The organism is Kocuria rhizophila DC2201 (genome assembly GCF_000010285.1).
Taxonomy (GTDB): domain Bacteria; phylum Actinomycetota; class Actinomycetes; order Actinomycetales; family Micrococcaceae; genus Kocuria; species Kocuria rhizophila_A.
Genome location: NC_010617.1, coordinates 2,048,139 through 2,067,209, shown reverse-complemented (window position 1 = coordinate 2,067,209; position 19,071 = coordinate 2,048,139). Strand labels below are relative to the sequence as shown.

At 72.2% G+C, this 19,071-nt stretch carries 11 protein-coding genes; 6 read left to right on the top strand and 5 right to left on the bottom strand.

Annotated features, from left to right (window positions below):
* Positions 1-260: 260 nt before the first annotated feature.
* The gene (locus KRH_RS08930) at positions 261-1,421 is read right to left on the bottom strand and encodes a VIT1/CCC1 transporter family protein (RefSeq protein WP_041297402.1); all 1,161 of its coding nucleotides are present in this window, start codon (positions 1,419-1,421) and stop codon (positions 261-263) included.
* A gap of 67 nt (positions 1,422-1,488) precedes the next feature.
* Complete coding sequence (locus KRH_RS08925) at positions 1,489-4,266, bottom strand: DEAD/DEAH box helicase (protein ID WP_012398882.1); 2,778 nt, start codon at positions 4,264-4,266, stop codon at positions 1,489-1,491.
* A gap of 377 nt (positions 4,267-4,643) precedes the next feature.
* Between KRH_RS08925 and KRH_RS08920 the strand changes: the two genes are divergently transcribed.
* From KRH_RS08920 to KRH_RS08905, 4 genes are all read left to right on the top strand, one after another.
* A complete protein-coding gene (locus KRH_RS08920; RefSeq protein ID WP_012398881.1) occupies positions 4,644-7,763 on the top strand; it encodes a hypothetical protein in 3,120 nt (1,039 codons plus the stop codon).
* Positions 7,764-7,903: 140 nt separating this feature from the next.
* Positions 7,904-10,051 (top strand): choline BCCT transporter BetT, encoded by a 2,148-nt coding sequence (gene betT, locus KRH_RS08915; protein ID WP_012398880.1) that lies wholly within the window; start codon positions 7,904-7,906, stop codon positions 10,049-10,051.
* The gene (locus tag KRH_RS08910) at positions 10,048-11,541 is read left to right on the top strand and encodes an aldehyde dehydrogenase family protein (RefSeq protein WP_012398879.1); all 1,494 of its coding nucleotides are present in this window, start codon (positions 10,048-10,050) and stop codon (positions 11,539-11,541) included. Before betT ends, KRH_RS08910 begins: the two co-directional genes overlap by 4 nt.
* Before the next feature lie 170 nt (positions 11,542-11,711).
* Positions 11,712-13,298, top strand: a complete 1,587-nt coding sequence (locus KRH_RS08905; RefSeq protein ID WP_012398878.1) for a GMC family oxidoreductase — start codon at positions 11,712-11,714, stop codon at positions 13,296-13,298.
* 325 nt (positions 13,299-13,623) lie between these two features.
* Here the strand turns inward: KRH_RS08905 and KRH_RS08900 are convergent, their stop codons facing one another.
* Entirely contained in the window at positions 13,624-13,920 is a 297-nt protein-coding gene (locus KRH_RS08900) for a hypothetical protein (RefSeq protein WP_012398877.1), read from the bottom strand.
* A gap of 369 nt (positions 13,921-14,289) precedes the next feature.
* Positions 14,290-15,465 (bottom strand): glycosyltransferase family 4 protein, encoded by a 1,176-nt coding sequence (locus tag KRH_RS08895; protein ID WP_041297401.1) that lies wholly within the window; start codon positions 15,463-15,465, stop codon positions 14,290-14,292.
* Positions 15,466-15,583: 118 nt separating this feature from the next.
* On the opposite strand from KRH_RS08895, the gene KRH_RS08890 reads away from it, so the two are divergent.
* A complete protein-coding gene (locus tag KRH_RS08890) occupies positions 15,584-17,473 on the top strand; it encodes a cell division protein PerM (RefSeq protein ID WP_226905850.1) in 1,890 nt (629 codons plus the stop codon).
* A 32-nt stretch (positions 17,474-17,505) separates the two neighbouring features.
* On the opposite strand, the gene KRH_RS12330 is transcribed toward KRH_RS08890, so the two are convergent.
* Positions 17,506-18,129 (bottom strand): hypothetical protein, encoded by a 624-nt coding sequence (locus tag KRH_RS12330; RefSeq protein ID WP_126341207.1) that lies wholly within the window; start codon positions 18,127-18,129, stop codon positions 17,506-17,508.
* A 362-nt stretch (positions 18,130-18,491) separates the two neighbouring features.
* On the opposite strand from KRH_RS12330, the gene purN reads away from it, so the two are divergent.
* The gene (purN, locus tag KRH_RS08880; RefSeq protein ID WP_012398872.1) at positions 18,492-19,049 is read left to right on the top strand and encodes a phosphoribosylglycinamide formyltransferase; all 558 of its coding nucleotides are present in this window, start codon (positions 18,492-18,494) and stop codon (positions 19,047-19,049) included.
* Positions 19,050-19,071 lie beyond the last annotated feature (22 nt).

The following is a 19,071-nucleotide window of genomic DNA, read 5'->3' as shown; positions in this document are numbered from 1 at the left end:
GGGCAAACACTGTATATCGGTGATTTATGGCACATTAGCAGGTGCGAATTATCGCTAATCTCCACGAGGGGTCATCCACTTGTGGGCATTAGAGGGGACAGCTGGGGTCCGGTCCGGAAGGTTGCGGAGGTGAGGGGGCCTGGACCGGTCGCCGTGGCGCGGGGCCACCGGGCGGCGTCATGGTGCCCCCAGTCCGCCCGCAGCCCGCCTGCGGCCCCCACCAGGCCACCACTCGGCCCGCCGGCGGCCCGTCGGCGGCGTCAGGCCACCCCGGTGTTGAACGCGAGCCCCAGCAGGTACGTGGCAATGGCCGCCCCGTAGCCGATCCCCAGCTGGCGCAGGCCCCGCTTGAGCGGCGATGCCCCCGAGAGCAGGCCCACGAAGCCGCCCGTGACCAGCAGCGCCGCCCCCACGAGCGCCATGCCCACCACCAGCGCAAGTCCGCCACCCAGCCCGAACAGGTAGGGCAGGATCGGGATCACGGCCCCGGAGGCGAAGAAGCAGAAGCTGGAGGCCGCCGCCCCGAGGTCGGTGCCCAGGGCCTGGTGCTCGTCGTCGCCGGAGGAAGCGGGCTCGGCTTCCTCGGACAGTGCCGCCCGCGCCTTCTCGTCCTGGAAGGACAGGGAGGGATCGCAGTCGCAGTCGAAGTGGCCGAGGCGTTCGGCGGCGCGGTGCTCGGCGGCCTCCTCGCTCATCCCGCGGGCCCGGTAGATCAGGGTGAGCTCGTTCGCGTCGAGGTCCAGGGAGGGGGCCACCCGCAGCGTCACCTGGGTGGGCTGGGAGGCGTCCAGCAGCTCTCGCTGGGAGCGCACGGACACGAACTCCCCGGCGCCCATGGACAGGGCCCCCGCGAGCAGCCCGGCGATGCCCGAGAACAGCACCATGGAGCTGGCCGTGCCCGTGGCCCCCACGCCCATCACGAGCGCGAGGTTGGACACCAGGCCGTCGTTCGCGCCGAACACCGCGGCCCGGAAGTTGCCGGAGAGCCGGGTGCGGCCGTCCGTGGCCAGTGCCCGGATGATCTCCTCGTGCACCGCCTCGTCCGCGGCCATGGCGGGGGTGGCATCCGGGTCCTCGCGGTACGGGGAACGGGACTCCGCGCGCTGCAGCAGGGCCAGCACGAACACGGAGCTCACGTGCCTGGCCAGGAACATGAGCACGCGGGCCTCGAACCCGGGGCGCACCGTGCGCTGTGCGTGGGGCCCGAGCAGGCGCCGCCAGTGCTCCGCGTGGCGTCCCTCGCCCTCCGCCACCCGGTGCAGGATCTCGGCGTGGCGCCCGGTGCTGTGCCGGGCCAGGTGCTCGTAGGTCTGTGCCTCGGCCAGTTCGTCCGCGAGGTAGTGCCGCCACCTGCGGATCTGGGCGGGCGTGGGGTCGGGGGTCTCGGATGGGGCGGTCGGGGTGCTGCGCGGCTCGGGCATGCTCACGGATCTTACGCAGGAGGCCGCGGGGCTGAATTCGGGTCCCCGAAGCTGGGCGTCCGGGGCCTCACGGCTCGAGCAGCGCCTTGATGTCCTCGGCGCCGAGGGTCGAGGAGAACACCTGGTCGTCGTCGAGCACGGCCGAGAACAGCTCCGCCTTGCGGGCCTTGAGCTCCATGACCTTCTCCTCGATGGTGTCCTGGGCGACCATGCGGTAGACCATGACCTTGCGGGTCTGACCAATCCGGTGGGTGCGGTCCACGGCCTGGTTCTCTGCCGCCGGGTTCCACCACGGGTCCAGCAGGTAGCAGTAGTCCGCCTCGGTGAGGTTGATGCCGAAGCCCCCGGCCTTAAGGCTCACCAGGAACACGGGTGCCCGGCCGCTGCGGAACGTCTTGAGGGCCGCGGCGCGGTCCTTGGTGCTGCCGTCCAGGTAGGCGTAGGCGATCCCGGCCTCGTCCAGGCGCCGGGCCACGATCTTCAGGAAGCTCGTGAACTGGCTGAACACCAGGGGCCGGTGGCCCTCCTGCAGCAGCTGGGGCAGCTGCTCGAACAGCGCGTCCAGCTTGGAGGACGCCGCGGTGGACTCCGGGTCCACGAGGGCCGGGTCCAGGGCGAGCATCCGCAGCGTGGTCAGGGACTGGAAGATGGTAAAGCGGTTCTTGTCGAAGTCGCGCAGCAGCCCCAGGATCTTGGCCCGCTCCCGCTGCAGCCGGCGGTCGTACGCCGCGCGGTGCTCGGCGTTGAGGCCCACGGGCAGCACGTGCTCGAGCTTGGGCGGCAGCTGCAGGTCCACGTCCGCCTTGGTGCGCCGCAGCATGAACGGCCGCATCCGGGCCCGCAGCCGCGCGAGGGCGTCCGAGTCCATCGCGCGCTCGATGGGCCGCTGGTAGTGCTCGGTGAAGCGCTTGCGGGACGGGAAGAGCCCCGGGGCGGTCAGGGACAGCAGGGACCACAGCTCGGAGAGGCTGTTCTCCATGGGGGTGCCGGTGATGGCGAGGCGCGTGCGGGCCCGCAGGTTCTTGACGGCGCGGTAGGCCTTGGTGCGGGGGTTCTTCACGAACTGCGCCTCGTCCATGACCGCCCCGGCCCACTCGACCGCCTGGTAGGCCTCGGCGTCCAGGCGCAGCAGGGCGTAGGAGGTGAGCACCACGTGGGACTCCCGCGCGGCGGCGGCCACCGAGTCCCGGGTGCTGGTGAGCACGGTGGCGTCCAGAGAGGGCGCGAAGCGCGTGAGCTCCGCGGACCAGTTGGCCACCACGGACGTGGGGGCCACCACCAGGAACGGCGGCAGCTGCGGGTCGCGGGACACGGCCCGCAGCATCGCGGCGATGCTCTGCACGGTCTTGCCCAGGCCCATGTCGTCCGCGAGGATCCCGCCGAGCTCGTGCTCCCACAGGAAGCTCAGCCACCGGTAGCCCTCGTACTGGTAGGGGCGCAGCGTGGCCTGCAGCCCGGCCGGCACCGGGGGAGAGGGCACCTCGTCCAGGTGGGCCAGTGCCCGCACGCCCGTGCGCCACTGCTCGGCCTGCTGCGTGTCCGTGGCGAGCTCCTCGAACTGCTGCCACAGGCTGGACTGGTAGCGGTTGAGCGCGAGCGGCGCGCTCCTGTCCTCCTGCAGGGTGCGCGCCTCGGCGATCAGTGTGCGCAGCCGGGTGAACTCCGGGCGGTCCAGGGAGAAGTAGGAGCCGTCCCGCAGCAGCATCACGTCCTGGCCGCGGTCCAGGGCCTGGAAGATCTCCGAGAAGGGCAGGTAGTGCTCGCCCACCTTCACGGTCACCCCGAGCCCGAACCAGTCGTGGTGCTCCGTGGGGGCCGTGGACACGGTGATCTCGGTGGGGTCGGTGACCTCCCGGTACGCGGGGGCCCCGCCGGTCTGCTCGATGCGCAGGTCCGGGATCCGGCGCAGCTGCGGCAGCCACTCGCGCAGCAGGGTCAGGGCGTCCTCGGCGGCGTAGGAGCTGCGCTTGAAGTCGAGCTCGGGGACCCGGCGGTGCACGGCCTGGACCATGGACGACTCCCAGCGGGCCTCGCGCGCCACGGCCTCGTCCCCGAGGGGGTCCAGCGGCCGGAACGGCAGCCGCACCCGCTCGCGGCCCTTCTGGTACTCCCACTCCCACTCCACGCGCTCGGTGAGGTCGTCGTGGTGCACGCTCAGCACGAACTCGGGATCCGCCACCTGCGGCAGCACCAGGGAGTCCTCCCCGGCGGTCACGTGCATGCTCTGGTGCAGCCGGGGGAAGTAGGTCTCGAAGAACTCCTCGACGCCGTCCTGCGGCACGGTGAGGGTCTCCGCGCGGTCCAGGAACGAGCGCTGCTGCTGGTTGAGCCGGGTGCCCAGCGCCACCAGGTGCAGCGGGAAGCGGTTGAGGTCCTCGGCGTGCTCGAGCGCCTCCGGATCTGCCGCCGGGTAGAACAGGCCGTGGCCGGGCTGACCGATGATGCGCGTCCAGCGCAGGGGCATCTCGTGCTCGCCCACCACCAGACGGGGGTGCAGGCTCAGCTCCCCGTGCTCGCCCGGGTCCACCCGCACCTCGAAGCGGCCGTCCTGCTCGAGCACCACGGGGGCCCCGGTGCCCCGCGAGACGAGCGGTATCCCCAGCCGCTGCGCGCGGGCCAGGATGGGCCACAGCAACGGGGAGGTGTAGCGCTCCACATGCAGCTGGTGGCGCTCCGCGGCGTAGCTGCCGCGGTGGGACTCGGACAGTGCGCGCAGCTCCTCGAACCAGTCCAGCTGCTCGGCGTCCAGCGTGCCGGAGCGCTCGTGGGAGGCCAGGTTGCCCCAGTCGATCCCGCTCTGCACCCACCCGCGCCGGCCGCGCAGCACGGGGCGGGCCGTGAGCACCAGGGGGGGTCTCCTCGGGTGATTTCCGCCACGCCCTCGGGGTGCGGTTCTGCTCGCGGGACAGGTCCAGCTCCAGGGCCACGGCGGGCCCGGAGTCCGGGTCCGCGACGGTGCGCCCGGAGTCCGTGCCGGGCACGATACGGGAGAGTTCACTGCGCCAGTCCGGGCCCGCGCCGGGCATGCGGGCATCCGTGAACCGTCCAGCTGCATCCATGGCGTCCACCGTACCGCCCGGTGCGGACACGGCCACGGGCCGGTGCGCGGTGGCGTCGTCGCCCCGCGGGCCCGGCACGACCCATGGGACACGCGGCGCCGGGAACTTATACTCGGAGGCAATGATGAAGACTGACGCGCCCCACGGCGCAGACGGAGGATTTGTGGCTGACGCTGCCGGTTTCCGCACGGGAGACCACGCGATTGCATCCGGACCCCAGGAAGTCGAGTACCTGCGCTGGAACGACGCCGTCGCGCGCGCGTTCTTCGGCCCCCGCGCCTCGGGGGAGCTGGTCCAGCTGGACCTGGACGAGAAGATGCTCGAGCAGATCGGCTCCGAGTTCGGCCTGGACGGGCCGTCCACCCTGCGCGCCCTCGCGGACTCCGTGACGCCGCTGCTCGTCACGGACGGCTCCCGCCACTCGGTCTTCGACGCGTTCAACAAGCTCACCGAGGTCTGGTACCGGATGTCCCGGCGCCAGCTCGAGGACCTCACGCAGATCGGGCCGCCGCCCATCGTGGCGCTGCTCGCGCTGCTCTCGCTCGCGGGGCGCCACATGTCCGCGCTCGCGGCGCGCACCGGCAAGAAGTCCGTGTCCGCGTTCTACCTCCCGCTCGCCATCCTGCTGCAGGCCGGGCAGGAGAATGCCAAGGCCCTGGAGGCCGCCGTTCGCAAGGACACTGAGACCTACTGGGACGCGCTGCGCTACTGGCTGGAGGCGTTCGACGGTCAGCTCGGGCTGCCCTCCGCCTACGCGGTGAACCACCGCCCCGTGGGCCTGGCCCTGTCCCAGACCCTGTTCGGCCCCTCCGAGCTGCGGCAGCTGCACCAGCTGTTCGAGGACCTCGAGCTCACCACCGCGCAGGGGATGAGCGCGCAGGAGCTCGGAATCTACATCGACTTCTGGCTGGACATCGCGGACACGGACGTCTCCCGGACCATGCGCAGCATCTGGTCCAACCCGCTCACCCGGGACCCCGCCCTGCAGGTCGCGCTCGCCCAGCTCGCCGCGTGGGAGTCCGCACCGGACGACGACGCCGCCGCGGCCGCCCGCGGCTCGCGGCACCTGGGATCCCGCAGCCCGGGGCTCTGCCTCTCCGACGGCACGGACTACGTGGGCAACCCCGTGTACGAGCTCGGCTTCGTGGTGCCCAAGCGTCTGGTCCCCGGGCGCGAGGTGGACCTGGCCACCGCGGCCGGTCCGCGCACCATGTTCCTGTCCTACATCGGGGACGCCTTCCTGGGGATCTCCGCGTACAGCGCGCGGATGACCAACGGCACCCTGCTCTCGGGCCAGCTGACGGTGACCGCGGGGGAGCTGACGCTCACGCGCAACCCCCGCCCGGTGGTGGTGTTCGCCAAAGACGCCTACTCGGACACGTTCCTGTCCGTGGACCACGTCCCCACCGCGTGGCCGTGCCGGATCATGGTGCGCAACGACGCCGAGTGGGTCGAGCAGGTCCGGGCGATCCTGGACGACTCCGCCTCGCCGGACTACCGAGTGGTGGGCCCGGGGGAGAACGGCGTGGCCGAGGGCTGGGTGCTCTTCGACGACGTCCAGGTGCTGCGCGCCGGTGACCCCGCGCTCACGGTCAACGACAACTTCTCCGCCCTGGTCCCGCGTCTCGTGCCGGCCATGACGCTCTCCGGAGGGCTGCGCATCCCGGGGGACGTGGAACGGTTCTCCGCGCTGCGGCCCCCACAGTTGACCGTCACCTCCGACAGCGACGACCCCCTGAGCGTGGAGTGCGAGTGGCGCAACCCCCACTCGTTCAAGCTCATGAGCACCAAGCTGACCACCCCGCGGGTCCCCCCGTTCCAGGTCAGCCTGGGCACCACGGGGCTCGCCACGCAGGACGGGCACCTCAAGCCCAACGACTACACCCTGGTGCTGCGCTCCGGGCGCACGGTCAAGCAGCGCCTGGAGTTCCGGGTGCGGGACAGCTCCTACTACATCACCCAGCGCTCGCTGGGCTACGAGGGCGAGATGGTCCACGTGGCCGAGGAGACCCTCTGGCCGGTCACCGCGGTCACGCGCGACGAGATCCCGGAGGAGTACGTCCAGGGCTCGTTCGACAACATGGCGGCCCACGACTCAGAGCTGCCGGATGCCGAGGTGCCCGCGGTGGCCGGCTGGGAGTCCGCGGAGGGGCAGATGTTCCCCGAGCGCAGCAACGAGCTGCCGGAGGCCCCCCAGGTCTCGTGCATGGTCACGGGCAAGCACAAGGTGGTGCTGCCCCCCATGGACCCCAAGGCCAAGGCGCCGTGGGTCTTCGGGCGCTGCACATTCTGCGGGCTCACCAAGCGCTACCCGGGGCGGCTCACCAAGCTCTCGGCCGTGGGGCAGACGGGTTCCGTGGAGGCCCTGCAGTTCATCGGCCCGGACGAGGGCGAGTACCCCGGGTCCTGGGCGCCGTTCAAGGACATGCTCACGTTCCTGGGCGGGGGCAAGCGCTCGAGCCTGTCGATCGTGGCCCGTCAGCTCGAGGACTCCGAGCGCTTCGAGGAGTGGTTCGTGGGCCACCTGCAGGCCCTCGGCTTCCTGGAGACCATCCGGGACGAGAACTGGACGGTGCGCCGCTGGCAGGTCTGCTCCCCGGCGCTGACCCAGCTGGTGGACGGCACCGTGCTGCTCACGGGCGGCTGGAAGGCCGAGCAGGAGGAGATCGTCACGCGCGCCGCCGCGGCCCAGGGTGCCGAGGCAGTGGTGCTCTCACCCGAGGACCACGCGACCACCATGCTGGTCGACGCGGACCTGGACGCCCTGAGCCGGATGCTGCCCGAGGGCATGTGCGACGTGGTCTACGACGCCGGGCCGGTGATGCTGGACACCCTGCCCCCGCTGTCCTCCGTGGTGGCCGGGCTGCCCCTGCGGGAGATGCAGTACAACGGCGTGGCGGAGAAGTTCGTCCCGGCGGACGCCACGTGGGAGCCCACCGAGGACCGCAACCGGCCCGGGCTCTACCGGATCAACCACCACCACAAGACCCGCTACGTGTTCCGCACCCCGGAGGACGTGGAGTCCGGCCACGCCCGCCCGGTGTCCTCGGGGCTGGGCAAGCACCTCGCCGCCCGCGAGCTGGGGATCGCCCTGGTTAGCCACGATCCCGAGCTGCGCCTGCTCTCCGTGCCGATCGGCGCCGCCCTGCCGGGGCTGTACGCGCGCGCGGCCGTGCTGTGCTCGGGTCTGCTGCCCACGCTGGTGGACGAGGACTTCTCCCTGAACTACGGGGACGTCTCCGAGGAGTTCGCGGCCACCCTGGTGGCCAAGCTGCTCGGCTGAGACCGCCCGGGCGGGGAGCGGATGTGCCCCCGCCCGCGGCCTCGCCTATAGTTGGAGGGCCGAAAAACAGCTACCTCTCGGTAACACGACGCATCGACCCCGGGTCGCCCATCGTCCGACCCAGACATGAGTTTGTTCCCATGAGTGAGTCCTCGACACCGCCCACGCCCACCGCGGAACCGTCCGCGGCGGGCTCGTCCTCCGCCGACGCCGCGGCGAAAGCCCGGCTGCCCGTCAACTGGCGCGTGCTGATCGCCGCCGCCACGGTCATCGTGGTGCTCTCCGCGTGGGCCATCACCGCCCCGGAGCAGGCCGACGCCGTGATCGGTGGGGTCGTGGGCTGGGTGGCCTCCCGCCTCGGCTGGTTCTACATCCTCACCGCGACCCTCGTGATCGCGTTCGTGGTCATGGTGGCCGCTAGCCGCGGCGGCAAGGTGCGCATGGGCCCGGACCACGCCCGGCCCCAGTTCAACATGTTCACGTGGACCGCGATGCTCTTCGCGGCGGGCATCGGCGTGGACCTCATGTTCTTCTCCGTGTCCGAACCCGTGAGCCAGTACTTCGCCCCGCCCACCGGGGACGGCCAGAACCTGGAGGCCGCCCGCCAGGCCGTGGTGTGGACGCTGTTCCACTACGGCATCACCGGCTGGGCCATGTATGCGCTCATGGGCATGGCCTTCGGGTACTTCGCGTACCGCTTCGGCATGCCACTGAGCATTCGCTCCGCGCTGTACCCCCTGCTGGGCCGGCGCATCCACGGCGTTGCCGGGGACGCCGTGGACACTGCGGCCCTGCTGGGCACGGTCTTCGGCGTGGCCACCTCCCTGGGCATCGGCGTCGTGCAGCTGAACTATGGGCTGAAGTCCCTGTTCGGCCTGCCTGAGAACCTGGCGGTGCAGAGCGCGCTGATTGTCGTGGGCGTGGGCATGGCCGTGGTCTCCTGCGTGTCCGGGGTGGACAAGGGGATCCGGCGGCTCTCCGAGCTGAACATCGTGCTCGCCATCGGCCTGATGCTCTACGTGCTGGTGGCCGGGCGCACCTCGTTCCTGCTGGACGCGATCGTGATGAACGTGGGGGACTTCATCTCGAGCTTCCCCGGGATGACCCTCAACACCTTCGCCTTCGAGGCGCCCCAGGAGTGGATGAGCGCCTGGACCCTGTTCTTCTGGGCCTGGTGGATCGCGTGGGCGCCCTTCGTGGGGCTGTTCCTGGCCCGGATCTCCCGCGGCCGCACGCTGCGCCAGTTCGTGGTGGGCACCATGACCGTGCCGTTCGCGTTCATCCTGCTGTGGATCTCGATCTTCGGGAACTCCGCCCTGGACCTCGTGGTGGGCGGCAACACCGAGTTCGGCGAGGTGGCCATGAACACCCCCGAGCGTGCGTTCTACTCCCTGCTGGAGCAGTACCCGGGTGCCACGGTGGCCGCGTCCATCGCCACGTTCACGGGGCTGCTGTTCTACGTGACGTCCGCGGACTCCGGGGCGCTCGTGATGAGCAACTTCACCTCACGGATCGAGGACCCCAACCAGGACGGCCCCAAGTGGCTGCGCGTGTTCTGGGCGCTGAGCACCGGTGTGCTGACCCTGGCCATGCTCCTGGTGGGGGGTGTGACCACCCTGCAGAACGCCACCCTGATCATGGGGCTGCCCTTCTCCGTGGTGATGTACCTGATCATGGTGGGGCTGTGGCGGGCCCTGCGCGTGGAGGTCAGCACCGCAGCCTCCGGCGCGGTGGCGGCCCGCTCCGCCGTGGCCGGACGCACCGGCAGGGACACCCACTGGCGCGGGCGGCTCAGTCGGCTCGTGAGCTACCCCGGGCCCAGGGCGGCCCAGCGCTACGTGCACGAGGTGGCCGAGCCCGCGCTGAACACCCTGGCCTCGGAGCTGCGGGACTCCGGCGTGGTGGTCTCGGTGGACACCGAGCCCGTGGCGGAGAACCCGGCGCTGCCGCAGGTGTGCCTCACCGTGGACCTCGCCCCGGAGCGGGACTTCGTCTACCGGGTGCACCCGGTGGCGTTCCCCACGCCCGGCTTCGGCGGGTTCCGCACCAACCCCGACTCCGACCGCTACTACCGCCTGGAGGTCTTCACGGCCACGGGCTCGCTGGGCTACGACGTGCTGGGGTACACGTCCGAGCAGCTGATCAACGACGCCCTGGACTGCTACGAGCGTCACCTGGAATTCATCCGGCTCAACCACGACCATCCCGGGAGCACGCAGATCGGCCTGCCCACGGCCGAGACGGCGGCCCGGGCCGAGAACTCCCCGTCCAAGGAGGACACAGCATGAGCAGCACCCTGTACATCGACGGCCAGTGGGTCCCCGCGCTCGACGGCGCCACCCGTACCATCCACTGCCCCGCGGACGGCACCGAGGTGGGGGTGGTGGCCGAGGCCGGCGGGCAGGACACCGAGCGCGCCATCGCCGCGGCCCGCCGCGCCTTCGACGAGGCCCGCTGGTCCAGCGTCCCGGGCCCGGAGCGCGGCAGCTTCCTGCTGCGGGTGGCCTCCCGGCTGCGCGAGCGCGCCGAGGAGTTCGCCCGCGCGGAGTCCCTCGACACCGGGAAGCGGATCGAGGAGTCCCAGCAGGACATGTCCGACATCGCGGACTGCTTCGAGCACTTCGGCAAGATCGCCGCGGACGACGCCGGGCGCGTCGTCGACGCCGGTGACCCGGACGTGGTGAGCCGCGTGGTCCACGAGCCCGTGGGCGTGTGCGGTCTGATCACCCCGTGGAACTACCCGCTGCTGCAGGCCGCATGGAAGATCGCCCCGGCGCTCGCGGCGGGCAACACGTTCGTGCTCAAGCCCGCCGAGCTCACCCCGCACACCGCGATCCTCATGATGCAGGTGCTCGAGGAGCTGGAGCTGCCCGCGGGCGTCGCCAACCTGGTGCTCGGCGCGGGTGCCGAGGCCGGTGCGCCGCTGTCCTCCGATCCCCGCGTGGACCTCGTGTCCTTCACCGGCGGGCTCGTCACGGGCCGCGTGATCGCCCGCGAGGCCGCGGCCACCGTCAAGAAGGTGGCCCTCGAGCTGGGCGGGAAGAACCCCAACGTGGTCTTCGCGGACGCGGACTACGACGCCGCCCTGGACAACGCCCTGAACGCGGCCTTCGTGCACTCGGGCCAGGTGTGCTCTGCCGGGGCCCGGCTGGTGGTCGAGGAGTCGATCGCGGAGCGCTTCGTGGACGACCTCGTGGCTCGCGCCGAGGGCATCCTGCTGGGCGGCCCGTTCGACGAGAAGGCCGAGACGGGCGCGCTGATCTCCGAGGCCCACCGGGAGAAGGTCCACGCCTACGTGGAGCGCGCCCGCGAGCAGGGTGCCCGGATCCGCTGCGGCGGCCGGTTCGCCGAGGGCCCCTCCGCCGACGGCTCCCTGCAGCTGGAGAACGGCTTCTTCTACCTGCCCACGGTGATCGACCGGTGCACCCCGGACATGGACTGCGTGCACGACGAGGCCTTCGGCCCCACCGTGACCGTGGAGACCTTCACCTCCGAGGAGGAGGCCGTGGCGATCGCCAACGACACCCAGTACGGCCTGGCGGGTGCCGTGTGGTCCCAGGACGCGGGCAGGTCCCAGCGCGTGGCCGCGAAGCTGCGCCACGGCACCGTGTGGATCAACGACTTCCACCCCTACCTGCCGCAGGCCGAGTGGGGCGGCATGAAGCAGTCCGGTGTGGGCCGCGAGCTCGGCCACGACGGGCTCGGGGAGTACCAGGAGACCAAGCACGTCTACCAGAACGTGCGCCCCGCCGTGACCGGGTGGTTCGCGCAGCACTGAGCACACCGCGGGTCCGCCCGGAGCACGACGACGCCGCGGCACCTGCGTGCCCGCACGGACCCCCGCGCACTGACCCGCCCACCGGGCGGGTGCGCGCACTGGAACACCTCACCGGCTCCGACGCCGCGGTCGCGCACCGCGGAGTCGGGTGCCCACCGAAGGGAGAAGACATGACTGAGAAGAACCCCATTGCCGAGTACGACTACGTGGTCGTGGGCGCCGGCTCCGCGGGGGCCGTGGTGGCCGCGCGGCTGAGCGAGGACCCGGACGTCACCGTGGCCCTGCTCGAGGCCGGCGACCACGACGCCGGGTACCCCGAGGTCCTGCAGCTCAACCGCTGGATGGAGTTGCTGGAGTCCGGCCACGACTGGGACTACCCGCTGGAGGAGCAGGAGAACGGCAACTCCTTCATGCGCATGGCGCGCGCCAAGGTGCTGGGCGGGTGCTCCTCCCACAACTCGTGCATCGCGTTCTGGGCCCCGTCCGAGGACCTCGACGAGTGGGAGGCGCAGTACGGGCTGGAGGGCTGGAACTCCGAGATGGCGTTCCGGCTGTACCAGAAGCTCGAGAACAACGAGGACCCGGGCGCCCACCACGGCCACGACGGCCCCGTGCGGCTGCGCAACGTGCCCGCCACGGACCCGTGCGGCGTCGCCCTGCTCGACGCCGCCGAGCAGGCCGGGATTCCGCGCGCGGACTTCAACACGGGCAAGACCGTGGCCCAGGGCGCGAGCTTCTTCCAGATCAGCGCCCGGGAGGACGGCACCCGCTCCTCGTCGTCCGTGAGCTACCTGCACCCCGCGCAGGACCGTGAGAACCTCACGATCCTCACCGGCACGCAGGTCAAGCGCGTGCTCTTCGACGAGAACCTGCGCGCCACCGGCGTGGAGGTCACGGACAACGCGTTCGGCAAGGCGCACGTGATCGGGGCACGCCGCGAGGTGGTGGTCTCCGCCGGGGCGATCGACACCCCCAAGCTGCTGATGCTCTCGGGCATCGGACCCGCGGAGCACCTGCGCGAGGTGGGCGTGGACGTGCTCGTGGACTCCCCGGGCGTGGGCTCGCACCTGCAGGACCACCCGGAGGCGGTGATCCAGTGGGAGGCCAAGAAGCCCATGGTGGAGGACTCCACGCAGTGGTGGGAGATCGGGATTTTCGACCAGGTGGACGAGGGCCTGGACCGCCCGGACCTGATGATGCACTACGGCAGCGTGAACTTCGACATGCACACGTACCGTCAGGGCTACCCCACCGCGGACAACGCGTTCTGCCTGACGCCGAACGTCACCCACGCCCGTTCCCGCGGCACCGTGCGGCTGCGCACCCGCGACTACCGGGACAAGCCCCGCGTGGATCCCCGGTACTTCACGGACCCCGAGGGCTACGACATGCGCATCATGACCGCGGGCATCCGCAGGGCCCGCGAGATCGTGGCGCAGAGCGGACTCTCCGAGTGGGCGGGCCGCGAGCTGTTCCCCGGCGAGGACGTGCAGAGCGACGAGGAGATCGCGGACTACGTCCGGCGCACCCACAACACCGTGTACCACCCCGCGGGCTCGTGCCGCATGGGTCCGGTGGAGGACGCCGAGTCCCCGCTGGATCCGCAGCTGCGCGTCAAGGGCGTGAGCGGGCTGCGCGTGGCGGACGCCTCCGTGATGCCGGAGCTGGTCACCGTGAACCCGAACATCACGGTCTACATGATCGGTGAGCGCGCCGCAGAGCTGCTCGCCGAGGACCCGGCGGCCGTGAACTCCTGACCGGCTCGCCCCGGCCCGGTGATCGGGCCCCTCGGAGCAGGTGCGGGGGAGGGACGGCCCGGAAGAGGCCCGGCACGGCGCGTGGTTCGCGCGCCGTGCCGGGCCTCTGTGCTGTGTGAGATCTGTGCTGCCCGTGGAGTCGGTGATGCCAGTGGACTCCGCGCCCAGGCTGCCGATCGTGTCTGCGGTGCCCGGCATGCCCGGGACATCCGGCGTACCTGCGGTGCCCCGCGTTCCCGCGATGCTCCGCTTGCGTGCGGTGCCTCGCGTGCCGGGGGAGACCAGCGCAGCCGGGGCACCCGGCGCCGGGGCGGCGCGCTCCGGATCAGGCCGGAACGGGCTCGAGCTTGTAGAAGGACATGCCCCCCGTGACCCGGGAGGCCCCGGGAACGAGCAGGCGGCGGTACTTGGCGCACCACTGGCCGCGGCCGTGGGTGTGCTGGGTGGCGAGCGCGAGCTCCCGGACGTCATCGGTGACGTACGTGTGCTCCTGCCCGTCCGGTTCGGTGAGGGAGACGACCTGGTGCGCGGTGTCCGCGCGGACGGTGACGTCCACCCACTGCTCCCGGGACTCCGGGGTGGCCTGGGGGGCGTACGGGGGTCGCTGTGCTGTGCTGTTCATGGTGTGTGGCCTCTGAGTTTTCTGGCTGCTTGCCTGGGCCACACGTGTGGCCCGGCCGCTTCGTCATCCAATCCACCCCTGAACCGAGGGTTGGCGTGCACCGGGTTGGAGCCCGGGTCGTGCGGGGGCGTGCTGCCCTCGCGCGGGTGCATCTCGTGAAGTCGGTTCGAGCCTAACCAGCCCGCCAGGGTGGGAGCCAGGACCGGGCCGGGAATGTCATCAAAACTTAACCAACGGCGCCCGGGAGCGGCTCCGGGAGTCACGTCAGGACACATCTGAGCCCCAGAACTGCCGCGAATGCGCTGCCGCGGACGCCCTCAGCACGCAGCTGCGGCTCTCCGAAGAGCGCTGGCCAACGGCCGGGTGGGGTCAGCGGAGCCCCGGGGCGATGGCCGCCCCACCCGCGCGGTGGGTCCCGAGGCGGGCACTGATCCGGCACGCCCGCTCGTAGTGTCCCAGCAGCTCGTCGCACACGCCGGCCCACGTGCGGGACTGGACCGTGCGGTGGGCGGTGCGGGCGAACGCGAGGCGCTTGGCGTCGTCGCCCACCAGGTCCCGCACCCGCTCCCGCAGCCCCTCGGTGTCCCCGGGCCGGTAGAGCCAGCCGTTGCAGGAGGAGTCCACGAGGTCCAGGGGCCCGCCGCGGCCCACGGCCACCACGGGCACGCCCGAGGCCATGGCCTCCTGGATGGTCTGGCAGAACGTCTCGTGCTCCCCGGGGTGGACGAACACGTCGAGGGAGGCCATGGCCGTGGCCAGGGCGTCGCCCGTGAGGAAGCCCTCGAAGCTCGCGTTCGGCAGCAGGGTGCGCAGGGCGTCCTTCTCGGGCCCGGAGCCGATGACCACCACGCGGGTGTCCGGCAGCGAGTCCAGCACCACGAGGTCCGCCACCTGCTTCTCGGGTGCCAGCCGGCCCACGTAGCCCACGAGGCGCCTGCCCCCGCCCACGCGGTCCCGCCACGCGTGGTCCCGCAGCTCGGGGCGGAACCGGGCGGTGTCCACCCCGCGGCGCCACATGTGCACGCGCTGCACGCCGTGCTCGTGCAGGGACGCGATCGAGGCGGTGGAGGGCGCCAGAGTGAGCGTGGCGGTGTTGTGCATGGTGCGCACGTGGGACCACATGGCCTTCTCCAGCACGGCCGCTCCGTAGCGTGCCGCGTACCCGGGGACGTCCGTCTGGTAGACCGCCACGCAGGGAAGCCCCAGGCCCCGGGCGGCCTGGATGGCCTGCCAGCCCAGAATGAACGGGGAGGCCACGTGCACCACGTCCGGGGCGAAGCGGCTCAGGATGCGCTGCATGCGGGTGACCGTGCAGCTGGCCACCCGCACCTCGGGGTAGCCGGCGAGCGGCAGGGACGGGATGCGTTCCACCCGCACGCCGTCCACGTGGTCCACGGAACCCAGGAACAGGGTCTTCTCGTAGGAGGGGGCGATCACCATGGCTTCGTGGCCGCGGTCCCGCAGGTGCTCGAGGACGCGGATCACGGAGTGGGTGACACCGTTGACGTGGGGGAGGAACTGTTCGGCGACCAGTGCGATTCTCACGCCTCCCACGGTGGGGTGTCCGGCTCACGGGCACGCCACCCGCCGGTGACCCGGGGGTGAAGTCTGGGCGAACTCCGGCTGCCCGGTGGGGGCCGGGCGTCGTGGGAGGATGGGAGGGATGAAACTTCCCTCAGTGCCCGGCGTGGTCTCGGGCGTACGCGACCGTTGGCAGGCGCGCGGCTCCTCCGCGGCGTCGGAGCCCTCACGCCCCGCGCGCAGCGACGCCGGCGTGCCCATGCCCCTGGCACTGCAGGGGGTGGTCGAGCTGCTCGTGGTAGCCGTGGTGGGCCTGCTGCTCGGCGCCCTGCTGCTGGGCGCGGTCTGGGCCGCGGGCGGCTTCGCCACGCTGGGCGCGGCGGGCAGCCTGCGGCTCGCGGGCCAGGCGTGGCTGCTGTCCCACGGCGCCCCCGTGGGCATCCACGCGATCCAGGGGCTCTCCCTGGACGGCGGAGGCACCGTGACCCTGCTGCCCCTGGGCCTCTCGCTCATCCCGTTCACCCTGGCCGTCGTGGCCGGGCGCCGCATCGCCCGCGCGTGCTGGCGCGGGCAGTTCCTCGTGCCGTTCGTCGCCGGGATGGCCGCGTACGCCGGGTTCGGGGTGCTAGTGGCGCTGCTCAGCCGCACGGAGCAGGTCTCGGTGCAGCTGCTGCCCGCGGCGCTGTGCCCGCTGGTCCCGGCGGGGCTCGGGACCCTCGTGGGCGGCTGGAGCGCCTCCCGCTCCCTCGCGGCCGTGCTCGGGACGGATGCGGCGTCCTGGCTCGAACGAACCAGCCAGTACTCGCGCTGGGCCGGCTCCTACGTGTGGGCCGTGATCCGCGCCGGGTTCCTGGCCGCGGTGGCCGCGGTGGCCGGTGGGGCGCTGCTGCTGACCCTCGCGCTCGGGGCGAACTGGGACGACGTCATCACGGTCTACCAGGACCTCGGCACGGGTGCCGCAGGGGACACCGCGCTCACCGCGCTGCAGCTGGGCTTCCTGCCCAACATGGTGGTGTGGGCGCTCGCATGGTCCACGGGTGCGGGCTTCTCCCTGGGCTCGGGCACCATCACGTCCCCGTTCCACACGGTCCTGGGGCCCCTCCCGCAGTTCCCGGCGCTCGCGGCGGTCCCCGCCGATCCCGGGGCCTTCACGGCCGGTGTGCTGGCGCTGCCGGTGATCGCGGGTCTGCTCGCGGGCTGGTGGTTCTGCCGTGAGGGGGAGAACCACCTGGACGACTGGATGGCCATCCGCCTGCCCCTGCGCTGGCTCACCTTCGTGCTCTCCACGCTGCTCACCGTGGCGTTCATCGCCGCCGTGGGGGCGGGTCTCGTGGCCGCGCTCGCGTGGCTGTCCGGGGGATCGCTCGGCATCGGGCGCCTCACGGAGATCGGTCCGGACGCGGGGAAGGTCTTCGTGTGGCTCGGCGCCGAGCTCGCGGTCGGCGCCGCGGTGGGGTACCTGCTGGGCCCCTGGCTCGAGCGCGAGGGCTACCGCTCCCGCTCGTGGGGTTCCGACGACGACGCCGCGGCCGCGCTCTCGGACGGCCCCGTCCCCGCCGCGCAGACCCCCTCCCAGAACATTTTGACCGGGGACCAGGACAAGGCCGAGGAGGGGGAGCCCCCTGTAGCCCCGCGAGCCCGCAGGTTCCCCTGGACCCGGTCGAGCACCCCGGAGGACACGCTGCCGGAGCACCTGGCGCCGGAGGACGTCAGGTCGGAGCACCCGACGTCGGAGGGGGAGCCGGTCGAGGACCCGGTGCGCCCCGGGGAGACGCCCGGCCCTTGGGGGCGCAGTGCGGCGGCGTCGGCGTCCAGGACGGGCTCCACGACCGTGGGCGCACGGGACACCGCGCGGGCGCCCCGTGCGAAGCCCGCGACGGTGAGGGTCGGCGGGGCCGAGCCCGCACCTGCGGAGGAGACGGACACGGGGCCGTCACGCCGCAAAGAGGCCAAGCGACGTCGTGCCGAGAAACGGTCCGCGAAGCGCAAGGCCGCGCGACTGGCCGCGATGGACCGGGAGAACGAGCGCTAGGCGCGTGACCGGTCGGCCGGAGGGGCCGGGGCTCAGCGGGTGGCGCTGGCGCTGGGCGCCCCGGTGTCCGGGGACGCGGATGGCGTGGCCGCAGAGCCCGAGGGCGACGCACTGGCCGAACCGCTCGGTGAAACGCCGGCGGAACCGCTCGGGGAGGCGCTGGGCGACACTCTCGGTGAGGCGCTCGGGGACGGCGCTCCGGTCTCCACCGGCTTGCCGGTCAGGTGGCGCCAGACGTTGTCGGTGAGCTGACGCTCGCACTGCGCGCCGGAGTTCAGGGTGAGTGAGCGGGCCGTGCAGTCCCGGTACACCTCGCTCGCGGGCCACACCACCAGCCGGCTCCCGCCGCCCAGGGCGTTCAGGGTGCCCCACAGGATGGCGATCACGGCGAACGAGACGACCAGCGTGCGCGCTGCCGAGCGGCGGTGGCGCACGAGCGAGACGATGCCCATCGCGATCCCGGCCAGCGCGAGCACCACCCCCACCGCGGTGGGCAGGGCATCCTGCGTGACGAGGGCGGAGGCCAGCACGGACAGTCCCGCGGCGGCGGCCGCGAACCTCACGGCGGGGGCGTCGGCGGCGGGGTCCCGGCGAGGCTCCGGTGCACCGGGGGAGGGGTCGCGGGGCGCGGTGCCGCGCTGACGGGAATGCTGCATGCCCACCACTGTAGGCGAGTCCCCGGCAAGGCCCGGACCACCGGTGCGCGGGGCCCGGACCACAAGTGCGCGCGGCCCGGGCCGCCCGGGAACGGGGCCCGCTCCACGCGCGCGCCGGGGTGGTGCCAGACCGGAACGTGCTCGCCGCGGGCACCAGGACTGCCCCACGCGCGCACCGGGGTGCGGCCCGGCGGACGGTGAAAGCCGGGCACCACCGGGGGAGACGGGGCCGGCAGCATCCCCGGGAACCGGGCGGTGGCCACGGGGCGAGCCAGCCCGCCCCGTCCTTGGAACAGCCCCCGCACCACCCCGACAGGGTGCCCGGTCCGCCGTGGCACCGCTCCGGCGGCTAGCATGGCGGCATGCGACTGGTGGTTCTGGTGTCGGGGTCCGGTACAAATCTTCAGGCGGTGATCGACGGCCTGCACCTCGGGGACGCCCCCGTGGAGATCGTGGCCGTGGGTGCGGACCGGCCGTGCGAGGGGCTCCGGCGGGCCGAGGCGGCGGGGATCGGGACGTTCCTCGTGGCACCGTCCGAGCACCCGGACCGTGAACGGTGGAACCGTGCCTTGGAGCGGGAGATCGTCTCCCACCGTCCGGACCGCGTGGTGTTCGCGGGCTTCATGCGCATCGTGGATGCTCCCTTCGTGGCCGCGTTCCCGGGGCGGATCGTCAACACGCACCCCTCCCTGCTGCCGTCCTTCCCCGGTGCGCACGCGGTGCGCGACGCCCTGGCCTACGGGGTCAGGATCACGGGGGCCACCGTGCACGAGGTGGTCGCGGACGTGGACGCCGGCCCGATCCTCGCCCAGGTGGCCGTTCCCGTGCTGCCGGACGACACCGAGGACACCCTGCACGAGCGGATCAAGACCGCCGAGCGCTCGTTGCTCGTGGAGGCTCTCGCCGAGCTGGCCGGCTGAGATCCGCGCCGCCGGACGACAC